General features: G+C 39.3%; 16 protein-coding genes. All 16 read left to right on the forward strand.

From position 1 onward, the window contains the following. The first annotated feature begins 16 nt into the window (after positions 1-16). The 16 genes from rbfA to G6554_RS01680 all read left to right on the forward strand — a co-directional run bounded on the left by rbfA (position 17) and on the right by G6554_RS01680 (position 15989). The gene (gene rbfA / locus G6554_RS01605) at positions 17-388 is read left to right on the forward strand and encodes a 30S ribosome-binding factor RbfA (protein ID WP_166238047.1); all 372 of its coding nucleotides are present in this window, start codon (positions 17-19) and stop codon (positions 386-388) included. Positions 389-462: 74 nt separating this feature from the next. Continuing rightward, positions 463-1383 (forward strand): tRNA pseudouridine(55) synthase TruB, encoded by a 921-nt coding sequence (gene truB, locus G6554_RS01610; protein ID WP_166238144.1) that lies wholly within the window; start codon positions 463-465, stop codon positions 1381-1383. 32 nt (positions 1384-1415) lie between these two features. Then, complete coding sequence (gene ribF / locus G6554_RS01615) at positions 1416-2369, forward strand: bifunctional riboflavin kinase/FAD synthetase (RefSeq protein WP_166238049.1); 954 nt, start codon at positions 1416-1418, stop codon at positions 2367-2369. Positions 2370-2539: 170 nt separating this feature from the next. Next, a complete protein-coding gene (gene rpsO / locus G6554_RS01620) occupies positions 2540-2809 on the forward strand; it encodes a 30S ribosomal protein S15 (RefSeq protein WP_007086827.1) in 270 nt (89 codons plus the stop codon). A gap of 244 nt (positions 2810-3053) precedes the next feature. Further along, on the forward strand, positions 3054-5171 hold the full coding sequence (gene pnp / locus G6554_RS01625; RefSeq protein WP_166238051.1) for a polyribonucleotide nucleotidyltransferase: 2118 nt from the start codon (positions 3054-3056) through the stop codon (positions 5169-5171). 203 nt (positions 5172-5374) lie between these two features. After that, positions 5375-6322: a polysaccharide deacetylase family protein gene (locus tag G6554_RS01630; RefSeq protein WP_166238053.1), complete on the forward strand. Its 948-nt coding sequence runs from the start codon at positions 5375-5377 to the stop codon at positions 6320-6322. 100 nt (positions 6323-6422) lie between these two features. After that, positions 6423-7661 carry a M16 family metallopeptidase gene (locus tag G6554_RS01635; protein ID WP_166238055.1) on the forward strand — a complete coding sequence of 413 codons (1239 nt, stop codon included), beginning with the start codon at positions 6423-6425 and terminating at the stop codon, positions 7659-7661. Between the two features lie 105 nt (positions 7662-7766). Further along, on the forward strand, positions 7767-8009 hold the full coding sequence (locus G6554_RS01640) for a YlmC/YmxH family sporulation protein (protein ID WP_166238146.1): 243 nt from the start codon (positions 7767-7769) through the stop codon (positions 8007-8009). A 164-nt stretch (positions 8010-8173) separates the two neighbouring features. Next, on the forward strand, positions 8174-9076 hold the full coding sequence (dpaA, locus tag G6554_RS01645; RefSeq protein WP_166238057.1) for a dipicolinic acid synthetase subunit A: 903 nt from the start codon (positions 8174-8176) through the stop codon (positions 9074-9076). Next, on the forward strand, positions 9073-9672 hold the full coding sequence (dpaB, locus tag G6554_RS01650) for a dipicolinate synthase subunit B (protein ID WP_166238059.1): 600 nt from the start codon (positions 9073-9075) through the stop codon (positions 9670-9672). Before dpaA ends, dpaB begins: the two co-directional genes overlap by 4 nt. Before the next feature lie 149 nt (positions 9673-9821). Beyond that, complete coding sequence (asd, locus tag G6554_RS01655) at positions 9822-10871, forward strand: aspartate-semialdehyde dehydrogenase (RefSeq protein WP_166238062.1); 1050 nt, start codon at positions 9822-9824, stop codon at positions 10869-10871. A gap of 22 nt (positions 10872-10893) precedes the next feature. Then, the gene (gene dapG, locus G6554_RS01660; protein ID WP_166238064.1) at positions 10894-12138 is read left to right on the forward strand and encodes an aspartate kinase; all 1245 of its coding nucleotides are present in this window, start codon (positions 10894-10896) and stop codon (positions 12136-12138) included. 85 nt (positions 12139-12223) lie between these two features. Then, positions 12224-13096, forward strand: coding sequence for a 4-hydroxy-tetrahydrodipicolinate synthase (gene dapA / locus G6554_RS01665; RefSeq protein ID WP_166238066.1), 873 nt, complete (start codon positions 12224-12226; stop codon positions 13094-13096). Between the two features lie 151 nt (positions 13097-13247). After that, positions 13248-14903, forward strand: a complete 1656-nt coding sequence (locus G6554_RS01670) for a ribonuclease J (RefSeq protein WP_207627490.1) — start codon at positions 13248-13250, stop codon at positions 14901-14903. Between the two features lie 118 nt (positions 14904-15021). Next, entirely contained in the window at positions 15022-15774 is a 753-nt protein-coding gene (locus G6554_RS01675) for a ClpP family protease (RefSeq protein ID WP_166238070.1), read from the forward strand. Beyond that, positions 15771-15989 (forward strand): YlzJ-like family protein, encoded by a 219-nt coding sequence (locus tag G6554_RS01680; protein ID WP_166238072.1) that lies wholly within the window; start codon positions 15771-15773, stop codon positions 15987-15989. Before G6554_RS01675 ends, G6554_RS01680 begins: the two co-directional genes overlap by 4 nt. Positions 15990-16026 lie beyond the last annotated feature (37 nt).

Below are 16026 nucleotides of genomic sequence, written 5' to 3' on the forward strand. Positions count from 1 at the left end.
TTAAGAGGTGAATGTAATGAGCCACAGAGCAAATCGTGTTGGAGAACAAATGAAAAAAGAACTTAGTGACATCATCGGTCGTAAAATTAAAGATCCACGGATCGGCTTTGTGACTGTTACTGACGTTCAAGTAACAGGAGATCTACAACAAGCAAAAGTGTTTATATCTGTATTAGGTGATGACGAGCAAAAGGAGAATACCTTAAAAGGCCTGGCAAAAGCAAAAGGCTTTATTCGGACAGAAATTGGTCATCGTATTCGACTTCGAAAAACACCTGAAATTATTTTCGAATGGGATGAATCCATCAATTATGGAAATCACATCGAAACACTTCTTCACCAATTGCATACGGATGACAAACCGATGGAAAAGAACGAAGAAGAATAATATCTTGATGAAAAGTGGATAGACAAACGTCTATCCATTTTTTTCGATAATACTACAAGTTAGGAGATTTAATGTTGGAAGGAATATTACCGCTATTTAAGCCTGCTGGGTTAACCTCGCATGATTGTGTTTTTAAATTAAGAAAGATTTTGAAAACAAAAAGGATAGGACATACGGGGACACTCGATCCTGATGTGACCGGCGTTCTGCCTATTTGTGTTGGAAAGGCAACGAAGGTTGCAGAGTACATAACGGATGCCGGGAAAGCTTATGAGGGAGAAGTTACTCTTGGCTTTTCAACAACAACTGAAGACGCTTCAGGTGAGGTTGTTGAAAGGAAACCGGTAGATCGAATTATTTCTCGAGATGAAATCATGGCGTTACTGAAATTATTTACAGGTGAAATCAAACAAACTCCGCCCATGTATTCTGCCGTAAAAGTGGGTGGGGTTAGACTTTACGAATATGCAAGAAAAGGGATTGTGGTTGAACGGCCTTCTAGAATTGTAACCATCTATTCAATTGAACTGCTTGACGATAGAGAGCAGTTTCAAGGGGAGGAAATTTCCTTTCGCTTTAAAGTGAGTTGCAGTAAAGGAACGTACATTCGTACGCTGGCGGTCATGATTGGTGAACGCCTAGGTTTTCCAGCCCATATGTCTAATTTGCAAAGAGTTCAATCTGCAACCTTTTCTTTGGAGGATTGTTTAACGTTTGAAGAAATAGAACAACATATGGCAGCAGGCACGATTTCAAGTGTATTAAAACCGCTAGAAACAGCACTTTCTCATTTGCCGAAATTCAAGATTAATGATAAAGTAGCAGAGAAAGTGAAAAATGGTGCGCTATTACCTGTACCAGAAGAAGTAGAAAATATTAACGGACCCATTATCGCGGAAACGTATGAAGGTTCCGCGCTTGCCATTTATTCGAAACATCCGAGCAAGCCCGGACTTTTAAAGCCAATTAAAGTGTTAAGAAATGATCAACCATAAAAAGGGTACGGTCTAGAAAAGGTGAGTTTCAATTGGAAGTAATTAAGCTTAATTTCCCATTAAACATAAATAAAAATGAAATTCCGCCCTTAGCTATGGCTTTGGGCTATTTTGACGGTGTTCATCTTGGACATCAACAAGTTGTGCTAGAGGCAAAAAAACAAGCAGATAAAAAGGGTCTACGCAGTGCTGTGATGACCTTTGATCCACACCCATCAGTTGTGTTAGGAATGAATAAAAATCAGGTTCAATATATAACTCCATTGGAAGAAAAGACTAAAATTATTGAGTCACTCGGGATTGATTATTTATTTATCGTCCATTTCACTTCAGAATTTGCCAACCTTCTTCCACAGGAGTTTATTGATCAATATGTCATTGGTCTGAATGTCCAGCATGTAGTTGCCGGATTCGACTTTACTTATGGACGTATGGGCAAAGGGACAATGGAAACGATCCTATTCCATTCGCGGGACGAGTTTTCTTATTCGATTGTTCCCAAGTTTGTTCATGAAAGTGAAAAGGTAAGCTCGACAAGAATTCGTCATCTTATTAAGGAAGGAAACACAAGGGGACTTCCTACCCTTCTTGGCAGATCCTACACAACAACTGGCGTGGTCATTCATGGTGATAAACGAGGCAGGACAATCGGTTTTCCTACCGCGAATATCGACATAGAAGGTGAATATATTATACCGCCACTTGGGGTTTACGCAGTAAGAATGAAGGTTCGGTCCGTTTGGTATAATGGAGTTTGTAATGTTGGATTCAAACCAACATTTAATAATGAGGCACGAAAGCAGTCTGTTGAGGTTCATTTATTTGATTTTGATCAAGAAATATATGGCGATGAAGTAATGGTTGAATGGCATCATTATATCCGTAAGGAACAAAAGTTTTCCGGAATCGAACAACTGGTTGCACAAATAGAAAAAGATAAACAACAAACAATAGAATACTTTGAAAATAATCGACAATCTTTCTGACATTGTTGGTGAAAAAGATGTTTTTATTATAAGAAAGTAAGGTTTTAACTTGCTTTTTGACGGAAAAACATGTATTCTTAATTACGTATTAAAAACAACCTTTGCTTGGCAAGTCGAGTCACCGACGCTTGCTCGGTAACTGGGGATATGAAAATTAGGAGGTGAATTGGATGGCAATCACTCAAGAACGTAAAAATGAACTGATCAATGAGTATAAAACTCATGAGGGCGATACTGGATCTGCAGAAGTTCAAATCGCTGTCCTTACTGAATCAATCAACAATTTGAACGAGCACTTACGTACACACAAGAAAGATCACCACTCACGCCGTGGTCTTTTGAAAATGGTTGGTAAACGTCGTAATCTTTTAACATTCCTTCGTAATAAAGACGTACAACGTTACCGTGTGTTAATTAATAAGCTTGGTCTACGTCGTTAGATTACAGAAGCGGGATTTTTCCCGCTTTTTTGTTAGGTAAAAAAGCCAGAGTAGAATGACCATTTAAGAAATTTCTATACATATTTTTAAGTCAGGACTAATTTGTGCATACTATTATTAATTTGAATGATAACATAAGCTTTTAAGGCTTTTTTTATATGATTGAAAAATTTAGTACGATGATTGCAGTGAAATGTTTTTTCGCATCATCCTCTAAGTGATTTAGATAGAGAGGGGTAAAAATATGGAACATACGAAACATGAATATTCGATGGACTGGGCTGGGCGTAAATTATCAGTTGAAATCGGTCAATTAGCTAAACAAGCAAACGGTGCCGCCCTGGTTCGCTATGGTGATACTGCTGTATTAAGTACCGCTACAGCTTCAAAAGAACCGAAGAATTTGGACTTTTTTCCGTTAACTGTAAATTACGAAGAACGTTTGTATGCGGTTGGAAAGATCCCTGGAGGATTTATTAAACGTGAAGGTCGACCAAGCGAAAAAGCTATTTTAGCAAGCCGATTGATTGATCGTCCAATTCGCCCGCTTTTTGCTGATGGGTTTCGAAATGATGTACAAGTTATTAGTATTGTTATGAGTGTGGACCAAGATTGTTCAACAGAAATGGCTGCGATGTTTGGTTCTTCACTAGCGCTTAGTACTTCAGATATTCCATTTGAAGGTCCAATTGCCGGTGTGGTTGTCGGTCGGGTCAATAATGAATTTATCATCAACCCAACTGTTGAACAGGCTGAGAAGAGTGACATCCATTTAACTGTTGCCGGAACAAAAGATGCGATCAACATGGTTGAGGCGGGTGCACTTGAAGTGCCTGAAGAAATCATGCTTGAGGCGATAATGTTTGGACATAATGAAATCAAACGCTTAATTGAGTTTCAAGAGAAAATTGTCGCAGAAATAGGCAAGGAAAAACGAGAAATTAGCCTATATGAAATAGATAAAGAACTTGAAGTTGAAGTTAGAGATTTATGTGAAGCTGACATGCTTAAGGCAATTCAAGTGCAGGAAAAGCATGCTCGTGAGGATGCCATTAAAGAAGTCAAAAATCATGTGATTGCCAAATATACAGAACAAGAAGCAACAGACGAAGATATGAAACAAGTGAAGCAAATTTTGGACAAGATTGTCAAAGGTGAAGTTCGCCGTTTAATTACAGTGGAAAAAGTTCGTCCGGATGGGCGCAAGATTGATGAAATTCGTCCATTATCTTCACAAGTAAGTATTTTACCGCGTACACACGGTTCAGGCCTTTTTACCCGTGGACAGACACAGGCATTAAGTATTTGTACACTTGGGGCAATGGGTGATGTTCAAATTCTTGATGGTTTAGGGATTGAAGAAGAAAAAAGATTTATGCATCACTATAACTTCCCATCCTTTAGTGTGGGAGAAACGGGACCTATTCGTGGACCGGGTCGCCGCGAGATTGGGCATGGGGCCTTGGGTGAACGTGCTCTTGAACCGGTTATTCCGCCTGAGAAGGATTTTCCATATACCATCCGCCTTGTTTCTGAGGTATTGGAATCAAACGGCTCCACCTCACAAGCTAGTATTTGTGCAAGCACCTTAGCAATGATGGATGCAGGCGTTCCAATTAAAGCTCCTGTTGCTGGTATTGCAATGGGACTTGTAAAATCAGGTGAGCATTATACAGTGTTATCAGATATTCAAGGGATGGAAGATCATCTTGGAGATATGGACTTTAAAGTAGCTGGAACCGCTAAAGGGGTCACTGCACTTCAAATGGATATTAAGATTGAAGGTCTTTCCCGTGAGATTTTAGAAGAAGCCCTGCAGCAAGCAAAAGTGGGGAGAATGCACATTTTAGATTCCATGCTTGCGACTATTAATGTGCCTAGAGAAGAGCTTTCCCAGTTTGCACCGAAAATTTTAACAATGACGATTAACCCTGATAAGATTCGTGATGTTATTGGACCAAGTGGCAAGCAAATCAATAAGATTATTGAAGAAACTGGTGTTAAGATCGATATTGAGCAAGATGGTACCGTCTTTATTGCTTCAACAAATCAAGAAATGAACAATAAGGCGAAGAAAATCATCGAAGATATTGTTCGTGAAGTTCAAGTAGGTGAAATGTACCTCGGTAAGGTCAAACGGATTGAAAAATTTGGTGCCTTCGTAGAAATTTTTGCCGGTAAAGATGGCCTTGTCCATATTTCTGAACTTGCTGAAGAGCGGGTTGGAAAAGTGGAGGATGTTGTCAAGCTTGGTGACGAAATGTTAGTAAAAGTAACCGAAATTGATAAACAAGGTCGTGTCAATTTATCCCGCAAGGCTGTATTGAAAGAACAGCGGGAAAAGGAAGAGCAAAAGCAATAAACAGTACCGTAAAAATAAAATAGGTATTACAAAGGAGTCAGGGTCCAACCCTGACTTTTTCTGTAATGAATTTGAACGTTTGAATTTCACCTTTGAGAAATATCCTGCTTCAGCACTAAGGACTGCTGACCAGGGTGCGTCCGCTTTTCTATGTTCTACCTTGTCCCTTCTATACATAATCTGTAAGGAAGGGGGAAAAATAAATGAAAAAAGTCATGATTATATTTGTCATTTGCCTGGCTGCTTGGGTGGCAGTAAACAATCCTATCGTGAATAAATATGTAGCTGCTTTAAAAGTTTCAGCACTTCCAGCAGTGAAACAGTCCGATCCTCTATATCAAAGTATCTTAAAAAATGCTCCTACATATGAAATCCCTCCTTCCGATGCAAAAATTGATTCAGTCTGGAAGGCGATCCCCGGTTATAATGGTCTTAAAGTTGATGTCTCAGCATCATATAAAAATATGAAGAAAGGGCAAGTTTTTAATGAAAAGAAACTTGTTTTTGCGCAGACAAAACCAAAAGTTCATCTTAAAGACTTGCCACCTTCACCGATATATAAAGGTCATCCGGAAAAACCAATGGTTTCCTTTATTATTAACGTTGCATGGGGAAATGAATATTTATCAGAAATTCTTGCAACCTTAAAAAAACATAATGTTTCAGCGAGTTTTTTCCTTGAAGGCAATTGGGTTAAAAAAAATCCAGATCTTGCAAAAATGATTGTATCAGCAGGGCATGAGGTAGGAAATCATTCCTATAGTCATCCCGATATGAAGCAATTAACGGCAGAGAAGGCGCGGGAACAAATGATAAGGACGAACGAAATTATTGAAGCAGCAACAGGTGAAAAATGTGTTTGGTTCGCCCCGCCAAGTGGCAGCTATCGGGATGAAACCATTAAAGTTGCTGCCGACCTAAACCTGAAAACGGTTATGTGGACTGTCGATACGGTCGATTGGCGAAAACCGGCGCCGGAAGTTCTGATAAATCGGGTGATGTCTAAGATTGATAAGGGTTCAATGGTTCTTATGCACCCAACCGAATCAACCGCCAAATCGCTCAATCAGTTAATTACCTTAATTGAGCAAAAGAATTTACAAATAGGGACAGTTACTGACTTAATGAGTGAGGAACGAATTATGAAATAATTTAGGAAAAATATAACTGAAATTGGAGAAAATACTTTATAGAAAGTATAATTAATAATTGGAGTAGTAGCATCTGTTGTATAGAGACAGGAGGAAGTCAATGATTAATAAGTATACTTGCCAAAATGGAGTAAGAATTGTATTAGAGAATATCCCAACAGTACGATCTGTTGCCATCGGCGTTTGGATTGGAACAGGTTCTAGAAATGAGAACCCACAAACAAATGGGATTTCCCATTTCCTTGAACATATGTTTTTTAAAGGAACTACGACACGATCAGCCAAGGAAATTGCGGAAGCATTTGATAGCATTGGCGGTCAAGTAAACGCTTTTACCTCTAAGGAATATACATGCTATTATGCAAAAGTTCTTGATACGCATTCTAAACTTGCACTAGATGTGTTAGCTGATATGTTTTTTAATTCAACTTTTGTAGAGGAAGAACTGAATAAAGAAAGAAATGTCGTTTTAGAAGAAATAAAAATGTATGAAGATACACCTGATGACATTGTTCACGATTTATTAACAAGGGCAGTGTACGAAGACCACCCGCTTGGGTACCCCATACTTGGGACGGAAGAAACATTAAATACGTTTACAGGTGAAACACTTAGAGAGTATATTACTGAACGATATACGCCTGAAAATGTCGTTATTTCGATTGCAGGTAACGTTTCGGAAAGTTTTATTCAAGAGGTTGAACAGTATTTCGGATCCTATCAGGGCGGGTCAAAAGAAATACCCGAAAACATTCCTACCTTTCATTCCAATCGGATTTCAAGGAAAAAGGAAACAGAACAGGCCCATTTATGTATTGGATTTGAGGGGTTAAAGGTTGGGCATGAGGATATATACAGTTTAATCACCTTAAACAATATATTGGGTGGCAGCATGAGCTCAAGACTGTTTCAAGAAGTCCGCGAGCAACGCGGATTAGCTTATTCCGTATTTTCTTACCATTCGGCCTATCAGGATAGTGGGATTGTAACTGTCTACGGCGGAACAGGTGCAAAGCAGTTGGATGTTTTATTTGAAACAATCCAAGAAACACTTGAGAAATTGAAGCAAAATGGCATTACTGAAAAAGAAATAACAAATAGTAAAGAGCAGCTAAAAGGAAGTCTTATGTTAAGTTTGGAAAGTACGAATAGCCGGATGAGTCGGAATGGTAAAAATGAACTTTTATTAAAACGTCATCGTTCACTTGACGAAATTATTGAACAAATTGATGCCGTATCTAAAAAAGGCGTTGACGAAATGGCAAGAGCTGTTTTTACAGATCAATATTCCGTGACATTAATTAGCCCTGACGGCGAATTCCCTAATAAATTATTATAAATTTTAAAGAGGTATTCCATACGTGAATGCCTCTTTTCTTTAGTCTAAAATGGGACGCCCCCCTATAAACTAGTAGAAAAGGGAAACAAAGGGGGTTATATGGCTGTGAGGTTAAGTGAATTAAGTGGTAAAGAAATTGTAGATGTTAAAAAGGCAGAACGTCTTGGGGTCTTAGGTCAAACTGATTTGGAAATAAATGAGGGAACCGGACAAATACAGGCGTTACTGATTCCTTCATTAAAATGGTTTGGCTTTCGAAAACAAGGGGAGGAAATTAGGGTGCCATGGCAGCATATTAAAAAAATCGGAACGGATATGATTATCATTGATATACCAGATGAAGATTAATAGATAAGTGACAAAAGCCTAGGCAAAATAACATTTGCTTGGGCTTTTTTCATTTCACGGGCTGAAAAACTCACCGAATGAAGCAAACTTACATAAGATGTTGAAGTGATATGAAGAAAAGGAATTATTAGTGGACTTTTAAAAAAAAGAAGGTGAATGTGTTCATGCTGACAGGGATGCAGATAGCCGTGATTGGCGGGGATGCCAGACAGCTGGAAATCATCCGCAAGCTAACCGAATTGGATGCGAAATTATCGCTAATTGGTTTTGAACAACTTGATCATGCTTTTACTGGAGCGGTCAAGGAAAAGTTGGATGAAGTTGATTTTATAAATATGGATGCCCTCATTTTACCGGTGCCTGGTACGAATTTAGAAGGACAGGTAGAAACCATCTTTTCGAATGAAAAGGTTGTTTTAACAGAAGAAATGTTGAGTAAAACACCTGAACATTGTGCTATTTATTCAGGAATTAGTAATTCCTTTTTAAATGGAATAACAAAGGGTGCGAAACGAACACTCATTCAATTGTTCGAACGAGATGATGTGGCGATTTATAATTCAATTCCAACTGTCGAAGGAACCATTATGATGGCCATACAGCATACCGATTTTACAATCCACGGCTCAAATATTGCAGTACTGGGATTAGGAAGAGTTGGGATGAGTGTAGCAAGAACTTTCGCTGCACTTGGAGCCAAGGTTAAGGTTGGAGCTAGAAAAAGTGAACATTTGGCACGAATTACCGAGATGGGGTTAATTCCATTTCATTTATCTAATTTGGTCAATGAAGTGAAGGATACCGATATTTTAATCAATACAGCACCACATTTAATTGTTACCGCCATGGTGATTTCGAAATTGCCATCGCATACGCTCATTATTGATCTTGCGTCAAAGCCTGGAGGAACTGATTTTCGATATGCCGAGAAGAGAGGAATTAAAGCGTTGCTCGCACCAGGGCTACCAGGGATAGTTGCCCCTAAAACGGCTGGGCAAATACTGGCCAATGTTTTAGCTCAACTGCTTCAAGATGAGTTCAGAAAGCGAAAGGGGAAAGTGAAATGAGTTTAAATGGTAAAAGAATTGGCTTTGGTCTTACCGGCTCACATTGCACGTATGATGCAGTTTTTCCGGAAATTGAAAAATTAGTTCAGGCCGGGGCAGAAGTATTGCCAGTTGTGACTTTTACAGTAAAAAATACAGAAACGCGTTTTGGAAAAGGGGAAGATTGGATTCAAAGAATAGAAGATTTAACAGGTCATAAGGTGATTGATTCGATTGTGAAAGCAGAGCCATTAGGACCGAAAATCCCTCTTGATTGTATGGTGGTTGCTCCCTTAACAGGGGTTTCAATGAGTAAATTTGCTAATGCTATGAATGATAGCCCGGTATTGATGGCTGCTAAAGCAACATTAAGGAATTTAAAGCCTGTTGTCCTAGGGATTTCAACGAATGATGCCCTTGGCTTAAATGGTGTAAACTTAATGAGGTTAATGGCAACAAAAAATATCTATTTTATCCCTTATGGGCAAGATGACCCTGTGAAAAAACCAAATTCAATGGTTGCGAGAATGACCTTGTTATCTGAAACAGTAGAAGCAGCACTTGAAGGGAGACAGCTCCAACCTGTACTTGTAGAAAGATACAAAGATTCTGACTAATTTCCCCCTTGTACGTCAAAAAAGGTTATTTCTTTAAAAGAATATGGTAAAATAAATTAATCTTCCATCGGGAGGGGGGGAACCCCCTTCTGATAGGATATTTATCATAGAAATGACCAGTACTATATAGTGGAAAAGGGGAACTAGAAATGAATCAGCAAAATGGATATCACGTTGCTGTTGTTGGGGCAACAGGAGCAGTTGGGCAACAAATGATTCAAACACTAATGAACGAAAATTTTCCAATCAAAAAGCTTACTCTTTTATCCTCTGCAAGGTCAGCGGGTAACAAGGTTAATGTTAATGGACAGGAAATCACCATTCAAGAAGCAAAACCGGAAAGTTTTGAGGGTGTAGATATTGCTTTATTCAGCGCTGGCGGCAGTGTCTCGAAGGATTTAGGTCCTGAGGCAGTTAAACGTGGAGCTATCGTCGTGGACAACACTAGTGCGTTTAGAATGGATGCAGATACACCACTTGTTGTTCCTGAAGTGAACGAAACGGACTTGCATCAACATAACGGAATCATTGCAAATCCCAATTGTTCAACCATCCAAATGGTGGTTGCACTTGAGCCAATCCGTCAAAAATTCGGTTTAAAAAAGGTGATAGTCTCCACTTATCAAGCGGTTTCTGGAGCAGGCGCTGCTGCGGTTGAGGAATTAATGAACCAAACTAAAGCAATCATAAACGATGAAGGGTATGAACCCAAGATTTTACCTGTAAAATCTGATTCAAACCATTATCAAATTGCCTTTAATGCCATTCCGCAAATTGATAAATTCCAAGATAATGGCTATACATTTGAAGAAATGAAAATGATTAATGAAACGAAAAAAATTATGCATTTACCGGAGTTACAAGTATCTGCAACTTGCGTTCGTCTTCCTGTTGCGGTAGGTCATTCTGAATCCGTCTATTTCGAAATTGAATCTGACGAAGTTAGCGCAAATGATATTAAAGCGTTATTGAAGGATGCACCTGGTGTAGTCCTTCAAGATGACCCGGAAAATCAGGTCTATCCAATGCCGGCAAATTGTGTTGGGAAAAATGATGTCTTTGTCGGACGGATTAGAAAAGATATCGATGAAGATCGAGGCTTCCATATGTGGGTTGTTTCTGACAACCTCCTAAAAGGCGCTGCCTGGAACTCCGTTCAAATTGCTGAAAGTTTAGTAAAACTTGGATTAGTAAAATAAAAAGGCAGGTTTTGGTGACACCATGAAAATTATTGTCCAAAAATTTGGCGGAACCTCTGTCAAAGATGAGCAAAGTAGGAAACACGCTCAAGGTCATATCGAAAAGGCATTAGCTGACGGCTACAAGGTAGTTGTAGTTGTTTCAGCTATGGGGAGAAAGGGTGACCCCTATGCAACCGATACACTTTTATCGTTAATTGGGGGGATCCAGAGCAAAATCTCAAAACGGGAACATGATTTATTGTTGTCTTGCGGAGAGGTTATTTCGAGTGTGGTTTTTTCGAATATGTTATTGGAAAGTGGAATCAATGCAATTGCGTTAACCGGAGCCCAGGCAGGCTTCCGTACCAACAATGACCACACAAATGCAAAAATCAATGAAATGAAATGTGAGCGGCTCTTAAGGGAGCTTGAACATTACGATGTCGTAGTAGTTGCTGGATTTCAAGGTGCCGCGAAAAATGGCGATATTACCACTATTGGCCGCGGTGGAAGTGATACCTCTGCTGCAGCTTTAGGTGCGGCACTTAATGCCGAGTGGATTGATATCTTTACAGATGTAGAAGGAATCATGACAGCAGACCCGCGTATTGCTGAAAATGCACGGCCACTCCCAATTGTTACCTATACAGAGGTTTGTAATATGGCGTATCAGGGGGCAAAGGTTATCCATCCGAGAGCGGTGGAAATTGCCATGCAGGCAAAAGTGCCGATTCGCATTCGCTCCACATATTCAGACAATCTTGGAACATTGGTTACAACACTAAATAAAGAGCAGCGTGGAAGTGACATTAAAGAACAAACGGTCACAGGGATTGCACACGTATCAAACGTCACTCAAATAAAGGTTTTTGCTAAAAAAGATCAATACAATTTGCAGGCAGAAGTTTTTAAAGCGATGGCAAATGATAAAATTAGTGTTGATTTTATCAACATTTCGCCAAATGGGGTAGTCTATACGGTAACAGAGGAAATGGCGGATCAGGCTATAAAAGTTTTAAATGATTTGGGTCATGAGCCTGTCGTTGAGCGTCATTGTGCAAAGGTATCCGTTGTTGGAGCAGGTATTGCAGGTGTTCCGGGAGTTACCTCCAAAATCGTTACAGCCTTATCGGATCATGGAATCCGTATTTTACAATCGGCAGACAGTCATACAACGATTTGGGTTTTAGTTAAGCAGGATGACTTAGTTAAATCTGTGAATGCCTTGCATGATGCCTTTCAATTGGAAGATGAATCAATTGAATTTAATCTTGCAGACTTGTAAATAGAATTCTGTTGTATGAATTAATTTTCAAGGTGGATGGTTGCTTTGAGCGCCATATTGGTTTTGTACGGAAAGGAGTAGGAAAATGGTTCATTTCGGGCGAGTTTCCACGGCAATGGTTACCCCTTTTGATAACAAAGGACATATTGACTTTGCTAAAACCACTCAATTAGTGAATTATCTGATAGAAAATGGAACAGATTCCCTGGTGATTGCGGGAACGACAGGTGAATCACCAACCCTATCAAAAGAAGAAAAGTTGGCCTTATTTGCTCATGTTGTAAAAGCGGTTAAAAAGCGTGTTCCCGTCATTGCAGGTACTGGAAGTAATAATACTTATGCATCTATTGAATTGACTAAAAAAGCAGAGCAGCTTGGTGTAGATGCCATAATGGTTGTTGCACCATACTATAATAAACCAAATCAAGAAGGCTTATATCAGCATTTCAAAGCAGTGGCGGATGCAACAACCCTTCCGGTCATGGTGTATAACATACCCGGCAGGTCGGTTGTTAATATTCTTCCCGAGACGATTATCCGCCTGTCACATGTCCCTAACATTGTGGCTGTAAAGGAAGCGAGTGGGGATTTAAATGCCATGACACACATCATTGCTAACACTGCTGAGGATTTTGTTCTATATAGCGGGGATGATGCCTTAACAATCCCGGTTCTTGCCATTGGCGGGGCTGGTGTAGTCTCTGTTGCCTCACATGTGATTGGGAATGAAATGCAAGAAATGGTCAAAGCCTTTTTTGAGGGAGAAAATAGTAAGGCTGCCACAATCCATCAGCATTTGCTGCCGATTATGCAGGGGCTTTTCGCTGCTCCAAGTCCCGCGCCAGTTAAAACGGCATTGCAGGTAACGGGATTGGACGTCGGTTCTGTCAGATTGCCGCTAGTTGGTTTAACTGAACAAGAACGATCAATATTGATTTCTTTATTAAAAAATAAGTAATATGACCTAGAGCCAACCGATATAGAGATCGGAAGGCTCTTTTTTTCTTCAATTATTGGTTGTAAAGGTTTTCAATTTTCAAGTATAATGATTTTAACTGGTCTCGATCGGCTAAACAGCTTGTAGGAGGAAACAGAAATTGATAAAGAAAATGAATACTTCCATTAAGTTTATAACACTTGGTGGTATTGGAGAAATCGGAAAGAATATGTATCTTGTTGAAGTGGACAAGGACATATTTATCATTGATGCCGGCATCATGTTCCCCGAGGAAGAAATGCTGGGTATCGATATGGTCATCCCTGACCTAACCTATTTAAAAGACAATAAAGAACGGGTAAAGGCTATTTTTTTAACACATGGTCATGAAGATCATATTGGTGCGCTTTCCTATGTGCTTCGTCATGTTAATGTACCTGTTTATGGAACGAAATTAACGCTTGCTCTTGCAAAGGCGAAGATTAAGGAGCAAGAATTTGGCACTACCGCAAATTTAATTGAGGTTACTTCGGATACAATTGTGGAATTAGATGCTGTAAATGTTAGCTTTTTCAAAACTAATCACAGCATCCCTGATTCTGTCGGTGTGTGTATTCATACTTCTGAGGGAATTATTGTTTATACCGGTGATTTTAAATTTGATCAGGCTGCAACGAAACTTTACAAACCTGAAATTGGGAAAATGGCTGCAATCGGGGATCATGGTGTATTATGTTTACTTTCTGACAGTACCGAAGCTGAAAGACCAGGATACACCACATCTGAAGCCATTGTTGAACGCGAAATGTCCAATGCCTTTTATAATGCACCAGGACGAATTATTGCTGCCTGTTTTGCATCCGATATTAACCGAATTCAGCATATTTTTGATGCGGCAAAAGAAAATGGCCGAAAAGTCGCAGTCGTAGGCAAAAGCCTTGAAAGAATTTATCACATTGCCCTGGATTTAGGGTATTTAGAAGTAGCGGATGATGCCATTATTCCTGTAAGTGAGATAAAAGAATATCAAGACCGTGAAATCGTTGTATTAATGACGGGTAGTCAGGGAGAACCAATTGAGGCTCTGCAGAAAATGGCTAAGCAAACACACAAACTTTTAAATATCCAGAAAGGGGATACGGTTTTAATTGCTGCTTCACCATTAAGGGGAAGTGAAGTATTTATTTTCAAAACAATCGACATGCTGTTTAGGGCAGGGGCCAATGTCATTTCCGGGAAAAGAACGATTCATGTATCCAGCCATGGAAGTCAGGAAGAACTAAAGTTTATGATAAATTTGATGAAACCGAAATTTTTCATACCGGTTCATGGTGAATATCGGATGCTGAAGGCACATCGAAAAGTAGCCCTTGAATCCGGCCTTTCCGATGAGCAAATATTCCTTCCTGACCGTGGTGATGTCTTGGAATGGAAGGAAGGAACATTATCCATTACTGGAAAGGTTCCATCAGGAAATGTCCTTATTGATGGTATTGGCGTGGGGGATGTTGGAAATATTGTATTACGAGACAGGAAGCTCTTATCACAAGATGGAATTTTAATTGTGGTAGTTACCTTAACGAAACAAGAAAAGAAAATAGCAGCTGGGCCAGAAATCATCTCAAGAGGATTTGTTTACGTTCGGGAATCAGAAAAATTAATGGATGATTCTACGAAATTAGTAAGGGAAATCGTGGAGAGAAATACGGCAAAAGGTTCATTTGAATGGGCAAGCCTGAAACAGGAAATAAGAGATGAATTAAATCGATCATTATATGAAAAGACAAAAAGAAGACCAATGATTCTTCCAATTATTATGGAAGTATAAATGTAAAGAAATGAAAGGTACCGGGATTTTTCTCCCTGTACCTTTTTGCATCCTGATGGCATGAAATTATAGTAAAGGTAAACACTAACATATATCATGCTTGAAAGGGAGTATTAGGATGAATAATGATATACAGAAAAATACGGAAAACCAAGAAGGACAAGAGCCTCAAAAAGAAGAAAAGTCTTCTTCAGGATTGATAGAGAAAATACAACAGCTTGGACAAACCAATGTGCCGCAGCTTTCAGCAGACTCTAGAATTCATTGTTTAACGATAATTGGCCAGATAGAAGGACATATGGCTCTTCCGCCGCAAAATAAAACAACAAAATATGAACACTTACTTCCACAGCTTGTGGCAATTGAACAAAACCCAAAAATTGAAGGGGTTCTAATTGTTTTAAATACCGTTGGCGGGGATGTGGAGGCGGGACTTGCTATTTCTGAAATGATTGCATCTATTTCAAAACCAACCGTTTCAATTGTACTTGGCGGTGGCCATTCCATTGGGGTTCCGATTGCTGTTTCCTGTGACTATTCCTTTATAGCGGAGACTGCAACAATGACAATCCATCCGATTCGCTTGACAGGACTAGTTATTGGAGTACCAGCAACTTTTGAATATTTGGATAAAATGCAAGAGCGAGTTGTTAATTTTGTCACCAAACATTCCAAGATAACGGAAGAAACATTCAAGGATTTAATGTTTGCGAAGGGGAATTTAACGAGGGATATCGGGACCAACGTTATCGGAATTGATGCCGTAAAATCCGGGTTAATTGATGAGGTAGGGGGATTGGGCCCTGCGATGAAAAAGTTAAATGAAATGATTGATCTCCAAAAAGAAAATAATGAGGGGCTGATTCAATGATATTATATACGATGATGCCAAATGAACTTGTGTTTCCATATGAAGCAGAGACTACAAGCAAACAACAAACGATGACCTATCAGGGGATTCCACTTTTAGTAGAATGTGCTGATCCACAAAATTTTCAGGTTTTACGCATCCTAAGCAGTGACCCGCAACATTTTATGAATGATCAGATATACCCTGGTGCAAAAATTTCTTTCGGTGACCTTTAAGGATTATCCGCATGACACTAGTAGATTATGGTATAAT

The organism is Bacillus sp. MM2020_4 (genome assembly GCF_011250555.1).
In the GTDB taxonomy this organism is placed as follows: Bacteria; Bacillota; Bacilli; order Bacillales; family Cytobacillaceae; genus Neobacillus.